Here is a 15,966-nt window from a genome sequence, read left to right on the forward strand (position 1 = left end):
TGGCTTAAAAATCTTTTTTCTTAGATTTAAATACTATACGAAGTACAGGTAATATAACCCAAACAGTTAGCATTACGAAAGATACAATTAAACCAAAACTAGTCCCAAAAAATTGTTTGAAAACTGCACCTGTATATCCCAATAATGCTGAAATATCTAGTTTTAAAAGAATGAGTGTACGTGATAAATCTATAGGATTTAGCATTGTGCCTATAAGTGATACTTTGTCTAATGGATAATCTTCAAACATAATTAGCGTCATTAAAAACAGACCATCGTATATTACAGCAAGAAATAACCATAGTAAAATAGCATAACCAAAACCTTTAATTTTATTTTCGTTAGATAGTGCAATATTAAATGCTAAAGCTGTAAAGATTAAAGTTAGAAACGTACCAGTAACTAACAATAAAGAGAAGTCCCAAATCGCACTACTTTCAAACAAACCATAAAGTACAAACGGAATACCTAAACCTAGAATTAAACTCATAGAAAGAGATAAGGCAACTCCTAAATACTGACCTAAAAAAATTGATGATCGTTTTAATGGCTGCGCTAATAATAATTCGGTAAATTCTTTGGAATTGTAATAATACATGACGCCAAAAATGGTTCCAATTAGAGGTACTAAAACAATAATTACATTCATTAATGTTATGACAGCTTTAGATAAATCATTATTTAAAAATAAGAGCACCACACCTAATAATAAATAGAATGCAAAATAGACGTAACTCCAACGACTACGCATTAAATCGTAAAAACTATATTTTAATATTTTAAGCATGATTATCTGATAATATAGACGCAATCGCATGTTCAAAATCGGGTTGATTGGTCTTGGTTTTTAATTTTTGAATACTGCCTTTAAAATAGATTTTACCTTCTAGAATAAATACAATTTCATCCGAGATTTCCTCAACAAAACTCATAATGTGTGAGGTAATAAGAATGGTTTTTCCTTTGGCTTTTTCAGCTTTAATTAAATCTTTTAATCTAATGAGTGAAATAGGATCTAATCCGGTTGTGGGCTCGTCTAAAATAATTAACGGACTATCAAACATAAAGGTTAACACAAGGTTTACTTTTTGTTTAGTTCCTCCAGAAAGATTACCTAACTTTTTATCTAAAAAAGGTTCTAGTTTAAATAACTGTATAAGTCGTTCATCTTCATTGGTTGGCTTTCGTAAATCTTTAATCATTTTGATTAATTCTTTAACACGAAGATTACTTGGAAAGTTTGCAATTTGTGGTAGGTAATCAATTTTATGTCTGTAATCGGAATTTTTTTTAATGTTTTCTCCTAGCACAGTAATGTTCCCTTTGTTAGGAATTACCATGCCTAAAACAGATTTTATTAAAGTGGTTTTGCCAGAACCATTTGGTCCTAGTACTGCAAAAATTCCTCCATCTGTAATGGTTAAATCAACACCGCTTAACACTTGGTTCTTACCAAATTTTTTATGTAAATTTTCAATCGTTACCATGTTAGTTTTTTTATTTGTGGATTGTTATCCAGTAAATCATCTGGTGTAAAGACAGGTGATACTTTTTCAGAAAAATCAATAATATCAATAAACATACTACGTAATAAAATAATGGTTTCTGGCGTACGGTTTACAATGTAAGAAAATAGTTTTACAGGTCTATATGGCACATCTCCAATTCCATCCTTATCAAGGTCATAACCCGTATAACTGCTCCAATAATTATTATCAAATATATTGTCATTAACCTTACTGTTGTAGGCAATATCAAAAGAGTTGTATAAAAAGTTGTTTTCAGTAAAATTATTGGTGTAGCAAGCGCCTTTTACTTTTATAGCCCAACCATTGTTTTTAAAATTGTTGTGCTTATAATTGATACGGTTAGAGCCTTCAATATTAATACCAATTGTGTTATCTTCAAAAGTGTTACCTACAATTTCAGCATCGTTTATTTCTTTAAGTAACATACCATATGATGCAGTTCCCCAATTTTCTTTAAAAATGTTGTTGTACATTTTAATACGTTTTGAAAACATTACTGCAACACCAGCACCATTATTTTCAAACGTGTTATCTTGGTAAGTATCATCGTTAGAGAACATAAAATGCAATCCATAACGCACATTTAGCGTACTTACATTGTTTTTAATTAAACAATCATCAGAAAATTCTAAATAAATACCATCACGAACGTGTTGAACAAAGTTGTGCTCAATCTGCACATTTTTACTGTACCAAAGCTGTATGCCATTTCCAGAATTATATTCTTCTACAGCATCACCAATAATTTTATTATGAAACACTTTACCATCTCTTGATTTTTCTATATAAATACCAAAGAAAAGCTTCTCTAAAACTAAATTCTGAATGACAAAATTTTTGGATCTTCGAACTCTTATAGCTGCATAATCTTCCGTATAACTTGTGCCTACATTTATAATAAACAAACCATCAACAGTGACATTGTCGGAAGTAATGGTAATGATTTCACCTTTTAATTCGCCATCAATTACTGGATATTTTTCACCTATAATAGTTAAGGGTTTATCAACTACAATATCATATTCTTTGTAAGTTCCTTGCTTAACAATAATAGTGTCAAAATCTTTTGCTTGTAAAATACCATCTGTTAAAGTTGAAATAGGACACGTTTTACAAACCTCAATAGTTTGGGCAATGGTTGAGTTAGCCATTAAAATGGCTATTACAAAAATAAATATATGTTTCATGATACTAGTCTTTAAGATGTGCTAGTAACGCTTCCCAAATATATAGTTTTCCTCCTTTTTTTGCTTGAAAATTTTCAGCATCTGCTTTATTCTTAAAAGCAGAAAGAAACGCTCCCATAGGACTCGGAATATTCTCGCTTATTAAAAACGTAGCTTTTGTTGCATCAATTAAAGTTGCTGGTTCTGTGTAGTTGTTAGAAAGGTACAACTCAATTTCAGATGTGTCAAACTCATCCATAAAATTAATCATACATTCTGTAGCATCAAATTTATAAACTTTACCTTTTTTAGTGACAATTTCTGCAGCATGAACTTTATCTACAATGGTCATTTTACAGAAGTGACAACCATCACTTCCATAGTCTATTGGTTGAGGTGATACATTACAGTTTAAAAATAACAACAGTAATGCAAGGGTTAAATAGTGTTTTAGTGTTTGCATTTTTTTAGTGTTTAGTGTTTTTTCCCATCTCAAACCCTTCCCAAAGGGAAGGATTTAATTAAGAAGGGATTAATTTTTTACTTTTCTTGCCAATCCAATAGGCTACAAGTCCACCAGCAATACCTAATCCTAAGAATAATGCACCGATTTGTGGATAAGAATGTGCTCTAAAATTAAGGATATCTCTGCTACCAAAAAGTGGTGGCTGAAAGCCCATTTGTGTTCCATCGGGATTGGTAAATTTCATAATGGCTTTTGGATCTAAATTATGACCATAATCGTGCTCCCAAAGGTAAAAATCATACATGCCTGCAGCACTTAAAACAACCATTAAAATAAACCATCCTAAAAACCATTTATAGTTACCTTTCCAAGCAATTAATAAACCTATAAAGCTAGTGATAAGAATACCTGCTGGAAAAATCTTAAACTCAGGAATCGCATCAGGAATGTACTGCATCCCAACATAATGATTCATTAAGTTAATGTTTTTTATATCGTGCGGATTTACATCTGCAAAGTCATTAATATGAATATACATGCCTAAAGGCGTAGGGTATTGTGGTGCTTCTAAGGTGATTTTCCACAAAGGAAATAGAAATAAACCTAAAGGTAAAATTGCAGCGATAAGCATTGTGAGGTTTGACTTTTTCATCAGAATGTAATTTAAGTATATAATTACAAGGGTTTGAGGCCTTGAAAAAAAATGAAGTGTTTTAAATAATAAGGCGAGAGCGAAAAAATCAACTCTCGCCTTAAGTTAGAGAAATAAACACTAAAACAAAATTTCTCTAATTTTTATAAACTTTTATTCTATGTCTTCTCCCATCGACCATTTCATTGGTGTGCTGGAGTTTGCAGCAGATACTCTTATGTAACCTTGCATTTCCTGGTGTAATGCAGAACAGAAATCTGTACAATAGAATGGCCATACACCAACTTTTGTAGGTTCCCAAATAGACGTTTTAGTCTGTCCAGGCATAATTAGTAACTCAGAAGTATTTTGACCAAGTACTGCAAATCCATGAGGTACATCAAAATCTTGCTCTAGATTTGTAACGTGGAAATATACTTTGTCTCCAACCTTAATACCTTCAATATTATCTGGTGAGAAGTGACTTCTAATCGTAGTCATATATATATGAACTTCGTTACCTTTTCTCACTACTTTAGTATCAGCATCATTGAAAGCAGCATAAGGATGCTCGTTATCTTCTAAATTATAGATTTTCTGAGAACGTTCTTTAATTAAGTCAGCTCGCATTGCTGCTGCATAGTGAGGTTCTCCATGTGTTGGAAAATCTAAAAGCAATTCCATTTTTTCACCAGAGATATCATATAATTGTGCAGAATGCTCCATTTCTGGACCAGTTGGTAAGTATCTATCTTTGGTGATTTTATTCATCGCAAACATATATTTACCTTGTGGTTTTCCAGAGTTTCCTCCAGGAATAGTTAAGTGACCAACTGAATAATAGGTAGGTTTTCTATCAATAACTTCCCAAGTACCTAATTTCCATTTTACAACTTCAGATGAAATAAAGAAGGTTGTATATGCATTTCCTTGTCCATCAAACTCTGTATGTAAAGGGCCTAATCCTGGTTGTTCAACAGAACCTGCTAAAACATCTTCGAATTTTAAAATAGGAATTCCATACGCTTCTCCATCAAACTTTTTGTTTTCAATAGCTGCTAACATTTTTGTAAATGAATGCACCGTTAAATTAGCTGAAAGTTTACCATTACCAACAATATATTCTCCAGAAGGATCAACGTCACAACCATGAGGTGATTTTGGAGTTGGTAAGAAATATACAGCTCCAGGTACATCTGTAGGATTAACGACACGTACTTCTTTTTTCATTGTAGAAGTTGCAGTATGCGTATGCTCATCATATACATTATGTGCATAATCAGCTGGCATCATTTTACCTCCACCATTATTTACGTATTCTTCAATTTTTTTCCAGTTTACTGCTGCAATAAAATCTTTATCATTTTGAGATGCGTTAACTTCTAATAATGTACTTGCTTCTTCAGTATTATAAGTGGTGAAGAAGAACCATCCGTGAGATTTTCCTCGTCCAGGATGTGATAAATCATAGTTAAAGCCAGGCATTAATACTTGGAATTTTATATCCATATTACCCGTTTCTGGTGCTACACTAATAAATGATAATGCACCTTGAAAATTACCTTTGTAATCTTTAATTGGCATATCTCGTTGTGGAATTGGTACAGAAAAACGAGTACCTGCAACCACATATTCTGTGTTTTCGGTTACAAATGAAGAACTGTGATTACCTGCACTATTAGGTACTTCAATAATTTCAGTTGTTTCAAAAGTTTTTAGATCAATTTTCGCAATTCTTGGTGTGTTATTCTCATTGATAAAAATGAAACGTCCATCAATTTCTCCTTTGGTTTGTGAAATGTCTGGATGGTGAGAATCTCCCCAAGGAATAAATCCATGAGAAGTATTCAACATTGGTTTTGTTTCTTCTGAGTAACCATATCCAGATGTTGCAAATTGTGAGAATACAGGGATTTCCTTAAACATTCTACCAGATGGTAAGCCGTAAACCGTTAAGTTACCACTATAACCACCAGAGATAAAGGCGTAGTGAGAGTCATGCTCTCCAGGTGCAACGTAAACTTTTTCTGCCACATTGCTAGATAAGGCACCAGATTTACCATTAGCATTACCTGAGTTATTACAACTTGTAAATGCGGCTAAAACCGTTACAATTGCAAGTGTTGATGTTAATATTTTTTTCATTATTTATAGTTTTAATTAGTGTTTATGTTATTCGGTAGGTGGTAATAAAACTTTATCTATGACGTGGACAATTCCATTACCAGCTTTAACACTGGCAAGTATTTTTGCTCCACCAATCATAGGTTCGCCATCAATAACTTCTACTTTTACGTAAGCATTGTTTGCTTGTCCTAATTTTTTAAACTTCTTTAAAAAGTCCTTAGAATAGTTTCCCGGAGTAACATGATACTTTAAGATATTAGCTAAAGCATTTTTGTTTTCAGGTTTCAATAAATTTTCAACAGTCCCTTCTGGCAAAGCAGCAAAGGCTTCGTTTGTTGGTGCAAAAACCATTAATGGTCCTGCATTTACTAGAGCATTTTCTAGTTGTGCAGCTTGGACTGCTGCAACTAATGTAGTGTGGTCTTTAGAGCCAATAGCGATACTTAAAACAGTTGTGCTTCCGTCGTCTTTAATAAAAGCTTGGCCAGTTCTTTCTGTTGGTTCTGCTTCAGTCTTTACTTTTGAAGATGTGGTTGATGCATCTGTGTTCGCATCCTTACAAGAGCAGAAAAAAGCTGCAACTGCAAAAACAAGAAATAAGTGTTTGATTAGTTTCATAGTTAATTATTTTAAAGTTCTAAAGTATTCTAATACTGCTCTAGCATCCTCTTCTGAAAGCCCTTGGTTTGCCATTGGAGCTCCATTGAATTCCATTAATAAATCTTTAGCTAATGGATCTTCTTTTACCATTCCTTCTGGATTTAATATCATATTCATTACCCATTCTGGAGATCTTCTTTTTAAGATACCAGTTGGTGCAGGTCCAATAAACTTTTTATCTACCTTGTGGCAAGCGGTACACATTTTATCATATACTTCTTTACCATGTGTCGCCATGTCTTGGTCTATTTCTGCAGCTAAGGTTATAGACTTAATTGAGCCAACTCCTTTGTTTGTGAGCTCAATACGTTTAGAAGCTGGGGTTTTTTTCTCTGTTTTTGCAGGAGTTTTTTTACCATAACCTGGCTCTTCTTTTTTATCATTTCCTCCACAACTAAGTATAGTAGCTGCTACTATTAGTGTTAAGAATTTTAGTGATTTTCTCATAATTTTAGATTTATTTCGACAAAAATAGGTAGGAGAAGAAAAAAAAAACATGATATAAATCATATTTAGGACAAAATGGTCTTTATTAATCATGAAGATATACCTATATGTCTACCTAATAGAGGTAACTTAAGACTAACCTTAGATCAGTTTCGTTTTTAGGACTTTATTTTGGTGAAGCGTGAAATATAGCAAGAGGTTCTATAGATCTTAATTAAAAGAATAATTATAGTACAAAATTATTAGACTTGTTATAAAGTGTGTGAATGCAAGTCTTTTTCCTTTTAAGAAGGCTTGGGTTGATCTAAAACCAAAAACGAACAAAAGGCATCCAGGCTTGGTTTTGAATACTTTTCTCTTCATTATATAATACATCATATCTAATTCCAAAAGTAATATTACCACTTGTGTAACCTAGACCGAAGAATAATGCAGGATACCAATAGTCATCATCCACATTGCTTACAAATTGCTCGTCAAAATTTCTACTAACATGTAATTGTTCAAACTCTGTAGATATCTGTAGATCTTTGTATGGATTGAAAAGGCCAAGAGCACTTGCGCCAAAAACTGTAGATTTAAAAATATCGCGTTGAGAACTGTATTGAAAGTTTAAACCAAGACCAGTAGCAACATAAGGATTAAATCTGTAGATAGCGTTAGGTGCTAAAGCTCCACTAAAAAAGCCATCTCCAAAGTTTAAACCAATTCCACCTCCATATTGTACATTTTCCCAAAACCCATCGTTATCATTTGTGCTTTGTGAAAATGAAAATAGTATAAAAAAACAGATTAAAACACTACTTAAAATCAATTTTTTAGGACTATTAGTAGTTAATTTTATCATCTTAATAATTCTAGTTTTTCTATTTGTTATAAATATAATAAAACCACATCTATTTTTAGCAAAAGTTGTATTTTTGAATAAATTTTGTTGAAACGACAACGTCTCATAAAAAGTAATGGATAAATATTCCTTTCTCAACGCAGCACATACAGCATATTTTGCTGATTTATACGAACAATACCTAAAAAATCCTGATTCAGTAGAACCAAGTTGGCGAGCCTTTTTTCAAGGTTACGATTTTGGTTCGGAAAGTTATGGAATGGAAGGTGAAATTATTGAAGGTGTATCAACTCAGATACCAGAACAACTTCAAAAGGAATTTCAGGTTTTAAAACTTATTGATGGTTATAGAAATAGAGGACATTTGTTTACAAAAACAAATCCTGTTAGAGCTAGACGTAAGTATGCTCCAACTTTAGAAATTGAAAATTTCGGGTTAAACCAAAATGATTTAGGAACTACTTTTTCTGCAGGTGAAATTCTAGGATTAAATTCTGCTACACTTCAAAATATTATAGATCACTTAGAGAGCATTTATTGTGGTTCTATTGGTGTAGAGTATATGTATATCCGAAAGCCAGAAGAAATACAATGGATTCAGAATAAGTTAAATATAAATGACAATCACACGATTTTCACTACGGATGAAAAGAAATATATTCTTAAGAAATTAAATAAAGCTGTTTCTTTTGAATCGTTTTTGCATACAAAGTATGTAGGTCAAAAACGTTTTTCTTTAGAGGGTAACGAATCTTTAATTCCTGCTGTTGATGCCATCATAGAAAAGGCTGCAGATGAAGGTGTAAAGGAATTTGTTATGGGAATGGCTCATAGAGGTCGTCTAAGTACATTGACCAATATTTTTGGAAAATCAGCGAAGGATATTTTTAGTGAGTTCGATGGAAAAGATTATGAAGAAAAGGTATTTGATGGAGATGTGAAATATCATTTAGGTTGGACGAGTAATCGAGAAACTTATAATAATAAAAAGATTAATCTCAATATTGCACCAAATCCATCACATTTAGAAACTGTTGGAGCTGTTGTACAAGGTATAACAAGAGCAAAGCAAGATAAAGATGAGATTATAGATGCATCTCAGGTACTTCCTATTGTTGTGCATGGCGATGCCGCAATTGCGGGACAAGGGTTGGTTTATGAAGTTGTGCAAATGGCGCAATTAGAAGGTTATAAAACCAATGGAACCATACATATCGTTGTTAATAATCAAATAGGGTTTACGACGAATTATTTAGATGGTCGTTCTAGTACATATTGTACAGATGTGGCTAAAGTTACATTATCGCCAGTACTTCATGTAAATTCTGATGATGTAGAAGCTGTAGTACATGCAGCACTTTTCGCTTTGCATTTTAGAATGAAGTTTAAGCGCGATGTATTTATAGATTTATTGGGTTATAGAAAATATGGTCACAATGAAGGTGATGAGCCTAAATTTACTCAACCTGTTTTATATAAGGCGATTTCAAAACATAAAAATCCAAGAGATATTTACGCACAACGATTACTTGATGAAGGTGTAATTAACGAAGGTTATGTAAAACACATTGAGTCAAAATATAAAGAGAAGCTAGAGGAAAACTTAGTGGATTCGCGTAAAGAGGATAAAACGGAGATAACGGCCTTTATGCAAGAAGAGTGGAAAGGTTTAACTAGAGTTGCAGAAGGTGTTATGATGGAGCAGGTGGATACAACAGTATCTAAATCTGTTCTAAAAAACATTACTAAGGTTATTTCTAATCTTCCATCTGATAAAAAGTTTATTCGCAAAATCCAAAGATTGATTGAATCTCGTCAAACCATGTTTGATGAAGATCGTTTAGATTGGGCAATGGGAGAACATTTAGCTTATGGTTCGCTTTTATCTGAAGGCTTTGATGTTAGAATTTCAGGTCAAGATGTTGAACGTGGTACGTTTTCACATCGACATGCTGTTGTAAAGGTAGAAGATAGTGAAGAAGAAATCGTTTTACTGAAAAATATTTCTAAAGAGCAAGGCCAATTCAATATATATAATTCACTATTGTCAGAATATGGAGTTGTAGGTTTTGATTATGGTTATGCTATGGCAAGTCCAAATACATTAACCATTTGGGAAGCACAGTTTGGAGATTTCAGCAATGGTGCCCAAATTATGATTGACCAATATATATCTTCTGGTGAAGATAAATGGAAAACGCAAAATGGTTTGGTAATGTTATTGCCACATGGTTATGAAGGTCAAGGTGCAGAGCATTCCTCTGGTCGTATGGAACGTTATTTACAGATGTGTGCTAAGGACAATATGTTTATTGCAGATTGTACAACACCAGCAAATATGTTTCATTTATTGCGTAAACAAATGAAGGCAAATTTCAGAAAGCCATTAATTGTTTTTACTCCAAAGAGTTTATTACGTCATCCAAAGGTAGTATCCTCTGTAGATGAATTTGCAAATGGAAGCTTTCAAATGCTTATTGATGATGATACTGCTAAAGCAGATAAAGTAAAAACTTTAGTTTTTGTGACTGGAAAATTTTACTATGATTTATCAGATGAGCAAGAGAAATTAGAGAGAGATGATGTTGCTATAGTTAGAGTAGAACAGTTGTTTCCTCTTCCAGCTGAAGCTATGCGAGCAACTATGAAAAAGTATAAAAATGCTGACGATATTGTTTGGGCACAAGAAGAACCAAGAAATATGGGAGCTTACAGTCATTTATTAATGCATTTAGATGAAGCTAGACAATTTAGATCAGCGAGTAGAAGACCATATGGTGCACCAGCAGCAGGTAGTTCTGTGCGTTCTAAAAAGCGTCATAAAGAAGTTATAGATTACGTTTTTGATAAAACCAAAAACAACCAGAGATAAGAAGAATTAATACAACTCAAATTAGAGCTTAAATAAAATAAAGCCCATGATTTTAGAAATGAAAGTGCCTTCACCAGGCGAATCAATTACTGAAGTAGAAATTGCAGAATGGTTAGTGCAAGATGGAGATTACGTAGAAAAAGATCAGGCCATTGCTGAGGTAGATAGTGATAAAGCAACTTTAGAATTACCAGCAGAAGCAAGTGGAATTATTACACTAAAAGCTGAAGAAGGTGATGCTGTTGAGGTTGGAGCTATTGTATGTTTAATTGATACAAGTGCTGTAAAACCAGAAGGAGGTGAAGCTCCAGCTAAGACTGAGAAAAAAGAAGAAGCACCAAAACCAGCTGTTACAGAAACTAAAACTTATGCTACAGGAACAGCAAGTCCTGCTGCTAAAAAGATTTTAGCTGAAAAAGGAATGGATGCGAATTCTGTATCTGGTTCAGGAAAAGGTGGCAGAATTACTAAAGATGATGCGCTTAATGCAATACCATCAATGGGAACTCCGACAGGTGGAAACAGAGGAACATCCCATAGCAAAATGTCAATGTTGCGTCGTAAAGTAGCAGAACGTTTAGTAGAAGCTAAAAACACAACAGCAATGTTAACCACATTTAACGAGGTTAATATGACACCAATTTTTGACTTGCGTAAGCAGCACAAAGAAAATTTTAAAGCTAAACACGGTGTTAGTCTAGGATTTATGAGTTTCTTTTCTTTGGCAGTGGTAAGAGCATTAAAAATGTATCCTGCTGTTAACTCTATGATAGATGGTAAAGAAATGTTGTCTTACGACTTTGTAGATATTAGTATTGCAGTATCAGGACCCAAAGGATTGATGGTACCAGTAATTAGAAATGCTGAAAACTTATCATTTAGAGGAGTTGAGTCTGAAGTAAAGCGTTTAGCTATAAGAGCTCGAGATGGTAAAATTACAGTTGATGAAATGACAGGAGGAACTTTTACTATATCTAATGGAGGTGTTTTTGGAAGTATGTTATCTACACCAATAATAAACCCACCACAAAGTGGAATTTTAGGAATGCATAATATCATTCAACGACCAATAGCTGTGGATGGTAAGGTTGAAATACATCCAATGATGTACGTAGCCTTATCTTATGATCATAGAATCATTGATGGAAAAGAATCTGTAGGATTCTTAGTTGCCGTAAAAGAAGCTTTAGAAAACCCAACAGAATTATTAATGGATAATAATGTAAAGAAAGCTTTAGAATTATAAAACACTAAATAATAAAACTAAAAAAGCGCAATTTTGTCAAAATTGCGCTTTTTTTACTCCTAACTAACAAGAGCAACTAACTAAAAAAATTAACAGCTACATTCGCTGAAATTACTATTACAGAACTTATAATTAATAAAATTATAAATACTCTATCTTTTTTTGAGGTATTGTCTTTCATTGTTTCCATATAAAATAACTTTTTTAAAAACTCTGAATTAGTAACTAATCCAGAGTTTTAAGAACTTAATCTGAGGCTTTGATTAATAGCTGATGTAAATTTCTGAATAAAATCAACGCAATACTATACGTAGAACTACGTATTTTTTGGCTTTTTTTCATAAAAAAAGCCTTAAATAAATGTTCAAGGCTTAAGTAATCCCCTAAGAACTAATTAATAGCTCGTTATTAACCCTTAATTAATAACCTTGCTAAGGTGATAAATAAAACAATGCAAAGCTATAGGTATAAATACCTGTTTTTAATTATTTTCTGTCATCATAAATCACTAAAACCGTTTATTTTTTTCGTCACTTTTTTTATTCTTAGCTATACTATATCTTTTGAAAATTGCCACAAATGGGCTTCTGTAACTTAAGAATTACCTCATGTTTACATGTTTGATTAAAAACAAGAAGAAAGGTAAGTGCATAAAAAAGCCTTGAACAAATGTCCAAGGCTTAAATAATCCCCTAAGAACTAATTAATAGCTCGTTATTAACCCTTAATTAATAACAATGTAAAGGTCATAAATAAAACAATGCAATACTATACGTAGAACTACGTATTTTTAGAGATATTCCAGATTTTCTTTGGCGAATAAATACAAACTTTCTGATTTTGAGCCTAATACGAGTTTAGTTCTTATGTGACTTTTGTGTTTTTCTACTGTTCTGGCAGAAATAAATAGCTCTTTTGCTATTTCTTTGGCAGTTTTAGCTTCAGAAATGAGCTTCAAAATCTTTTTTTCTGCTTCAGTTAAAGATTCTAATTTTTCAGGTGGATTGTTAACTTTTAGGTATGCAATTAATTCTGGACTAAAGTAAGCCTTGTCTTTTACGACCGATGCGATGCAATTCTCAATTTCTTCTAGGGCGAATTCTTTTAATACATAACCATAAATGTCTAAAGCTTTTGCATCATAGTATGTTTTTTCATCTTTCTCAAAAGTGATAAGTATAATTTTGGTAGGTAATTTTTCAGCTTTGCACTTCTCAGCAATTTGTAAGCCTGTTAGAAAAGGCATTTTAATATCTAAAATGGCAATATCTGGAGTATGTGCTTTAATTAAGGTTAAAGCTTCTTTTCCATTTTTGGCACTCGCTAAGAGATTAAACTCTTTTTCAATTAAAAAATCTTGAAGACCTTTTAAGACCAAAGGATGGTCATCTGCAATGATGATGGTTGGGCTCATTTTACTATTAATTCAACTAAACAATTATTGTGAAGATACTAAGAATCCCTAGTTTATAAAATTTCTTTTAATTTTAAATACAAGTATTTTTTCTCGTAGTCTATTATGGCTTTGCCTTTCTTTAAGATATCAGCTCCGATGATGCCATCTACAGGATCTGCATTATGGTTAATTAGACCAGTATTAACATGAGAAAGATTGAATAAAATTAAAGCTACACGGCTTTTTTTCCACCTACCAATTTTTAAGTTATTAGAATTAGAAATCTTGGTCATCATATCAGAAGCACCAGCACCAACTGCTTTAATTTCAGAATCTTTTACTTTTAAATTAAAACGCTCTATTGCTTCAAAACCTACGCAGCTACTAGAAGCTCCTGTGTCTAAAATAAATTGTCCTTTAACACCATTAATTGAAGCTTTAATTTCAAAATGATTGGTTTTCGTAAACTTCAATTTAATTTTAGAATACCCTTTATTAGTAAGAAAGTCTTTTAAGGTTTCCATTTTTTTAATTTGTGTAAATATAAAACCAATTTTCGATTGAAATTATTCTAAACAACTACTTTTGCATCATGATTATTACTGACACGCATACCCATTTATATAGTGAAGCATTTGATGAAGACAGAATGGAAATGATTCAGAGAGCAATTGATGCCAATGTAAAACGCTTTTTTATTCCTGCGATAGATTCTACATATACTGAATCTATGTTTCGACTTGAAAAAGATTTCCCTAATCACATTTTTTTAATGATGGGATTACATCCAACTCATGTTAAAGGGAATTTTAAAGATGAATTAAACCATGTTGAAGAGCAACTTGCTAAAAGAAAATTTTATGCTGTTGGAGAAATAGGAATAGATTTATATTGGGATAAAACAACTTTAGATATTCAGATTGAAGCCTTCAGATATCAAATAAATTTAGCAAAGCAATATAAACTTCCAATTGTAATACATTGTAGAGAAGCATTTGACGAGATTTTTGAAGTTTTAGAACAAGAAAGGTCTGATGATTTATTCGGAATTTTTCATTGTTTTACCGGAAATTTAGAACAAGCGAAACAAGCCATTTCCTATAATATGAAATTAGGTATTGGTGGAGTCGTTACATTTAAGAATGGTAAAATAGATCAGTTTATCAATCAAATCGATTTAAAGTATATCGTTTTAGAAACAGACTCTCCTTATTTAGCACCTAAGCCATATCGCGGAAAACGTAATGAAAGTTTATATATTAATAAGGTATTAGAAAAATTATCCGAACTTTACGGAATGAGTGAAGAGACAATCGCAAATATCACAACAGAAAATTCAAAAAACGTATTCGGAATTTAAATGATGCTAAAACCTAATATCCTATTAATTTATACTGGCGGAACTATCGGAATGATAAAAGATGCAGATACTGGTGCCCTTAGAGCATTTGATTTCGATAGTATTTTAATTCGTATTCCGGAACTGCGTTTACTAGATTGTAATATAGAAACGATTTCGTTTGATGAACCAATAGATTCTTCTAATATGAATCCAAAATATTGGGCAGATATTGCACAAATCATAGCATCTAATTATGAAATTTTTGATGGTTTTGTAGTACTACACGGAAGTGATACAATGAGTTATTCAGCTTCTGCGCTTAGTTTTATGTTAGAAAACTTAACGAAACCAGTTATATTCACTGGCTCGCAATTACCAATAGGTGATTTGCGTACAGATGCTAAAGAAAATTTAATTACATCTATACAAATGGCATCGTTACAGGAGAATGGTTTGCCAGTAGTAAGGGAAGTCGGCTTGTATTTTGAACATAAACTCTACAGAGGTAATCGTACTACAAAGATAAATGCAGATCATTTTGAAGCTTTCGAATCGTTAAACTATCCACATTTAGCAGAATCTGGCGTGCACCTAAAAGTGAATAAAGGATATTTATGGCGTTCAAAGCCTAAAGAAAGTTTAGTCCTACGCACAGCAATGGATACTAATGTTGGTATTTTAAAATTATTTCCAGGAATTTCAAGACCTATTATAGAAGCTGTTCTTAGAAGTCAATTGATTAAAGGTTTAATTATTGAAACCTATGGTTCTGGTAATGCTACAACCGAATCTTGGTTTATAGACGTATTAAAAGAAGCTATTGATAAAGGTATGTATATAATTAATGTCACACAATGCGCTGGTGGAAGTGTAACTATGGGACAATATGAAACAAGTTCTCAATTAAAATCTATTGGAGTTATCTCTGGAAAAGACATAACAACAGAGGCTGCTATTACTAAATTGATGTATCTTTTAGGTGAAAATATAAAGCCTGAAAATTTTCAATCTATTTTCGAAAGATCTTTAAGAGGCGAAATGTCTTAAAAATAACAGTATAAATTTTAGCGTTTAAAGTTTTTTTCGTTATTTGCCCTACAGTAATTTTTAAATAAAATTTTACAGAGAGGTGGCCGAGTGGTCGAAGGCGCACGCCTGGAAAGTGTGTATACTCCAAAAGGGTATCGAGGGTTCGAATCCCTTCCTCTCTGCTGATATTTTACGCGATAGTTACATT

General features: G+C 32.5%; 15 protein-coding genes and 1 tRNA gene. 5 read left to right on the plus strand and 11 right to left on the minus strand.

Annotated elements, in window-relative coordinates; genetic code table 11:
- Nucleotides 1–4 precede the first annotated feature (4 nt).
- From QZZ53_RS02555 to QZZ53_RS02595, 9 genes are all read right to left on the minus strand, one after another.
- Nucleotides 5–787 carry an ABC transporter permease gene (locus QZZ53_RS02555; protein ID WP_296381132.1) on the minus strand — a complete coding sequence of 261 codons (783 nt, stop codon included), beginning with the start codon at nt 785–787 and terminating at the stop codon, nt 5–7.
- Complete coding sequence (locus tag QZZ53_RS02560; RefSeq protein ID WP_296381134.1) at nt 780–1,487, minus strand: ABC transporter ATP-binding protein; 708 nt, start codon at nt 1,485–1,487, stop codon at nt 780–782. The genes QZZ53_RS02555 and QZZ53_RS02560 overlap by 8 nt, the downstream gene beginning before the upstream one ends.
- Nucleotides 1,481–2,716, minus strand: a complete 1,236-nt coding sequence (locus tag QZZ53_RS02565; RefSeq protein ID WP_296381136.1) for a nitrous oxide reductase family maturation protein NosD — start codon at nt 2,714–2,716, stop codon at nt 1,481–1,483. Before QZZ53_RS02565 ends, QZZ53_RS02560 begins: the two co-directional genes overlap by 7 nt.
- 4 nt (nt 2,717–2,720) lie before the next feature.
- On the minus strand, nt 2,721–3,158 hold the full coding sequence (locus QZZ53_RS02570; protein ID WP_296381138.1) for a nitrous oxide reductase accessory protein NosL: 438 nt from the start codon (nt 3,156–3,158) through the stop codon (nt 2,721–2,723).
- Nucleotides 3,159–3,216: 58 nt separating this feature from the next.
- Complete coding sequence (locus QZZ53_RS02575) at nt 3,217–3,813, minus strand: hypothetical protein (RefSeq protein WP_296381140.1); 597 nt, start codon at nt 3,811–3,813, stop codon at nt 3,217–3,219.
- 153 nt (nt 3,814–3,966) lie between these two features.
- Nucleotides 3,967–5,937: a Sec-dependent nitrous-oxide reductase gene (gene nosZ, locus QZZ53_RS02580; protein WP_296381142.1), complete on the minus strand. Its 1,971-nt coding sequence runs from the start codon at nt 5,935–5,937 to the stop codon at nt 3,967–3,969.
- Between the two features lie 27 nt (nt 5,938–5,964).
- Nucleotides 5,965–6,537, minus strand: coding sequence for a fasciclin domain-containing protein (locus tag QZZ53_RS02585; RefSeq protein WP_296381144.1), 573 nt, complete (start codon nt 6,535–6,537; stop codon nt 5,965–5,967).
- 6 nt (nt 6,538–6,543) lie between these two features.
- The gene (locus QZZ53_RS02590) at nt 6,544–7,026 is read right to left on the minus strand and encodes a cytochrome c (protein ID WP_296381146.1); all 483 of its coding nucleotides are present in this window, start codon (nt 7,024–7,026) and stop codon (nt 6,544–6,546) included.
- A gap of 304 nt (nt 7,027–7,330) precedes the next feature.
- The gene (locus tag QZZ53_RS02595) at nt 7,331–7,873 is read right to left on the minus strand and encodes an alpha-ketoglutarate decarboxylase (protein ID WP_296381148.1); all 543 of its coding nucleotides are present in this window, start codon (nt 7,871–7,873) and stop codon (nt 7,331–7,333) included.
- Nucleotides 7,874–7,988: 115 nt separating this feature from the next.
- Here QZZ53_RS02595 and QZZ53_RS02600 point away from each other — a divergent pair, with 115 nt between their 5' ends.
- Entirely contained in the window at nt 7,989–10,745 is a 2,757-nt protein-coding gene (locus QZZ53_RS02600) for a 2-oxoglutarate dehydrogenase E1 component (protein ID WP_296381150.1), read from the plus strand.
- A gap of 46 nt (nt 10,746–10,791) precedes the next feature.
- Nucleotides 10,792–11,991, plus strand: coding sequence for a 2-oxoglutarate dehydrogenase complex dihydrolipoyllysine-residue succinyltransferase (gene odhB / locus QZZ53_RS02605; RefSeq protein WP_296381152.1), 1,200 nt, complete (start codon nt 10,792–10,794; stop codon nt 11,989–11,991).
- Between the two features lie 790 nt (nt 11,992–12,781).
- Here the strand turns inward: odhB and QZZ53_RS02610 are convergent.
- Both QZZ53_RS02610 and QZZ53_RS02615 read right to left on the minus strand, forming a co-directional pair.
- Nucleotides 12,782–13,405 carry a response regulator transcription factor gene (locus QZZ53_RS02610; protein ID WP_296381154.1) on the minus strand — a complete coding sequence of 208 codons (624 nt, stop codon included), beginning with the start codon at nt 13,403–13,405 and terminating at the stop codon, nt 12,782–12,784.
- 53 nt (nt 13,406–13,458) lie between these two features.
- A complete protein-coding gene (locus tag QZZ53_RS02615; protein ID WP_296381158.1) occupies nt 13,459–13,911 on the minus strand; it encodes a retropepsin-like aspartic protease in 453 nt (150 codons plus the stop codon).
- 68 nt (nt 13,912–13,979) lie between these two features.
- Here QZZ53_RS02615 and QZZ53_RS02620 point away from each other — a divergent pair, with 68 nt between their 5' ends.
- The 3 genes from QZZ53_RS02620 to QZZ53_RS02630 all read left to right on the plus strand — a co-directional run bounded on the left by QZZ53_RS02620 (nt 13,980) and on the right by QZZ53_RS02630 (nt 15,940).
- Complete coding sequence (locus QZZ53_RS02620; RefSeq protein ID WP_296381160.1) at nt 13,980–14,747, plus strand: TatD family hydrolase; 768 nt, start codon at nt 13,980–13,982, stop codon at nt 14,745–14,747.
- A complete protein-coding gene (locus QZZ53_RS02625) occupies nt 14,748–15,776 on the plus strand; it encodes an asparaginase (protein WP_296381163.1) in 1,029 nt (342 codons plus the stop codon).
- 76 nt (nt 15,777–15,852) lie between these two features.
- Nucleotides 15,853–15,940: transfer RNA gene (locus tag QZZ53_RS02630), tRNA-Ser, on the plus strand.
- Nucleotides 15,941–15,966: the final 26 nt, after the last annotated feature.

Origin of the sequence: Winogradskyella sp., from assembly GCF_016744625.1 — a bacterium.
In the GTDB taxonomy this organism is placed as follows: domain Bacteria; phylum Bacteroidota; class Bacteroidia; order Flavobacteriales; family Flavobacteriaceae; genus Winogradskyella.

Coding starts and splice junctions, on each gene's coding strand:
- QZZ53_RS02565 (WP_296381136.1), bottom strand. CDS start 2,716: ATGAAACATATATTTATTTTTGTAATAGCCATTTTAATGGCTAACTCA.
- QZZ53_RS02560 (WP_296381134.1), bottom strand. CDS start 1,487: ATGGTAACGATTGAAAATTTACATAAAAAATTTGGTAAGAACCAAGTG.
- odhB (WP_296381152.1), top strand. CDS start 10,792: ATGATTTTAGAAATGAAAGTGCCTTCACCAGGCGAATCAATTACTGAA.
- QZZ53_RS02625 (WP_296381163.1), top strand. CDS start 14,748: ATGATGCTAAAACCTAATATCCTATTAATTTATACTGGCGGAACTATC.
- QZZ53_RS02575 (WP_296381140.1), bottom strand. CDS start 3,813: ATGAAAAAGTCAAACCTCACAATGCTTATCGCTGCAATTTTACCTTTA.
- QZZ53_RS02615 (WP_296381158.1), bottom strand. CDS start 13,911: ATGGAAACCTTAAAAGACTTTCTTACTAATAAAGGGTATTCTAAAATT.
- QZZ53_RS02555 (WP_296381132.1), bottom strand. CDS start 787: ATGCTTAAAATATTAAAATATAGTTTTTACGATTTAATGCGTAGTCGT.
- QZZ53_RS02585 (WP_296381144.1), bottom strand. CDS start 6,537: ATGAAACTAATCAAACACTTATTTCTTGTTTTTGCAGTTGCAGCTTTT.
- QZZ53_RS02620 (WP_296381160.1), top strand. CDS start 13,980: ATGATTATTACTGACACGCATACCCATTTATATAGTGAAGCATTTGAT.
- QZZ53_RS02610 (WP_296381154.1), bottom strand. CDS start 13,405: ATGAGCCCAACCATCATCATTGCAGATGACCATCCTTTGGTCTTAAAA.
- QZZ53_RS02570 (WP_296381138.1), bottom strand. CDS start 3,158: ATGCAAACACTAAAACACTATTTAACCCTTGCATTACTGTTGTTATTT.
- QZZ53_RS02595 (WP_296381148.1), bottom strand. CDS start 7,873: ATGATAAAATTAACTACTAATAGTCCTAAAAAATTGATTTTAAGTAGT.
- QZZ53_RS02590 (WP_296381146.1), bottom strand. CDS start 7,026: ATGAGAAAATCACTAAAATTCTTAACACTAATAGTAGCAGCTACTATA.
- QZZ53_RS02600 (WP_296381150.1), top strand. CDS start 7,989: ATGGATAAATATTCCTTTCTCAACGCAGCACATACAGCATATTTTGCT.
- nosZ (WP_296381142.1), bottom strand. CDS start 5,937: ATGAAAAAAATATTAACATCAACACTTGCAATTGTAACGGTTTTAGCC.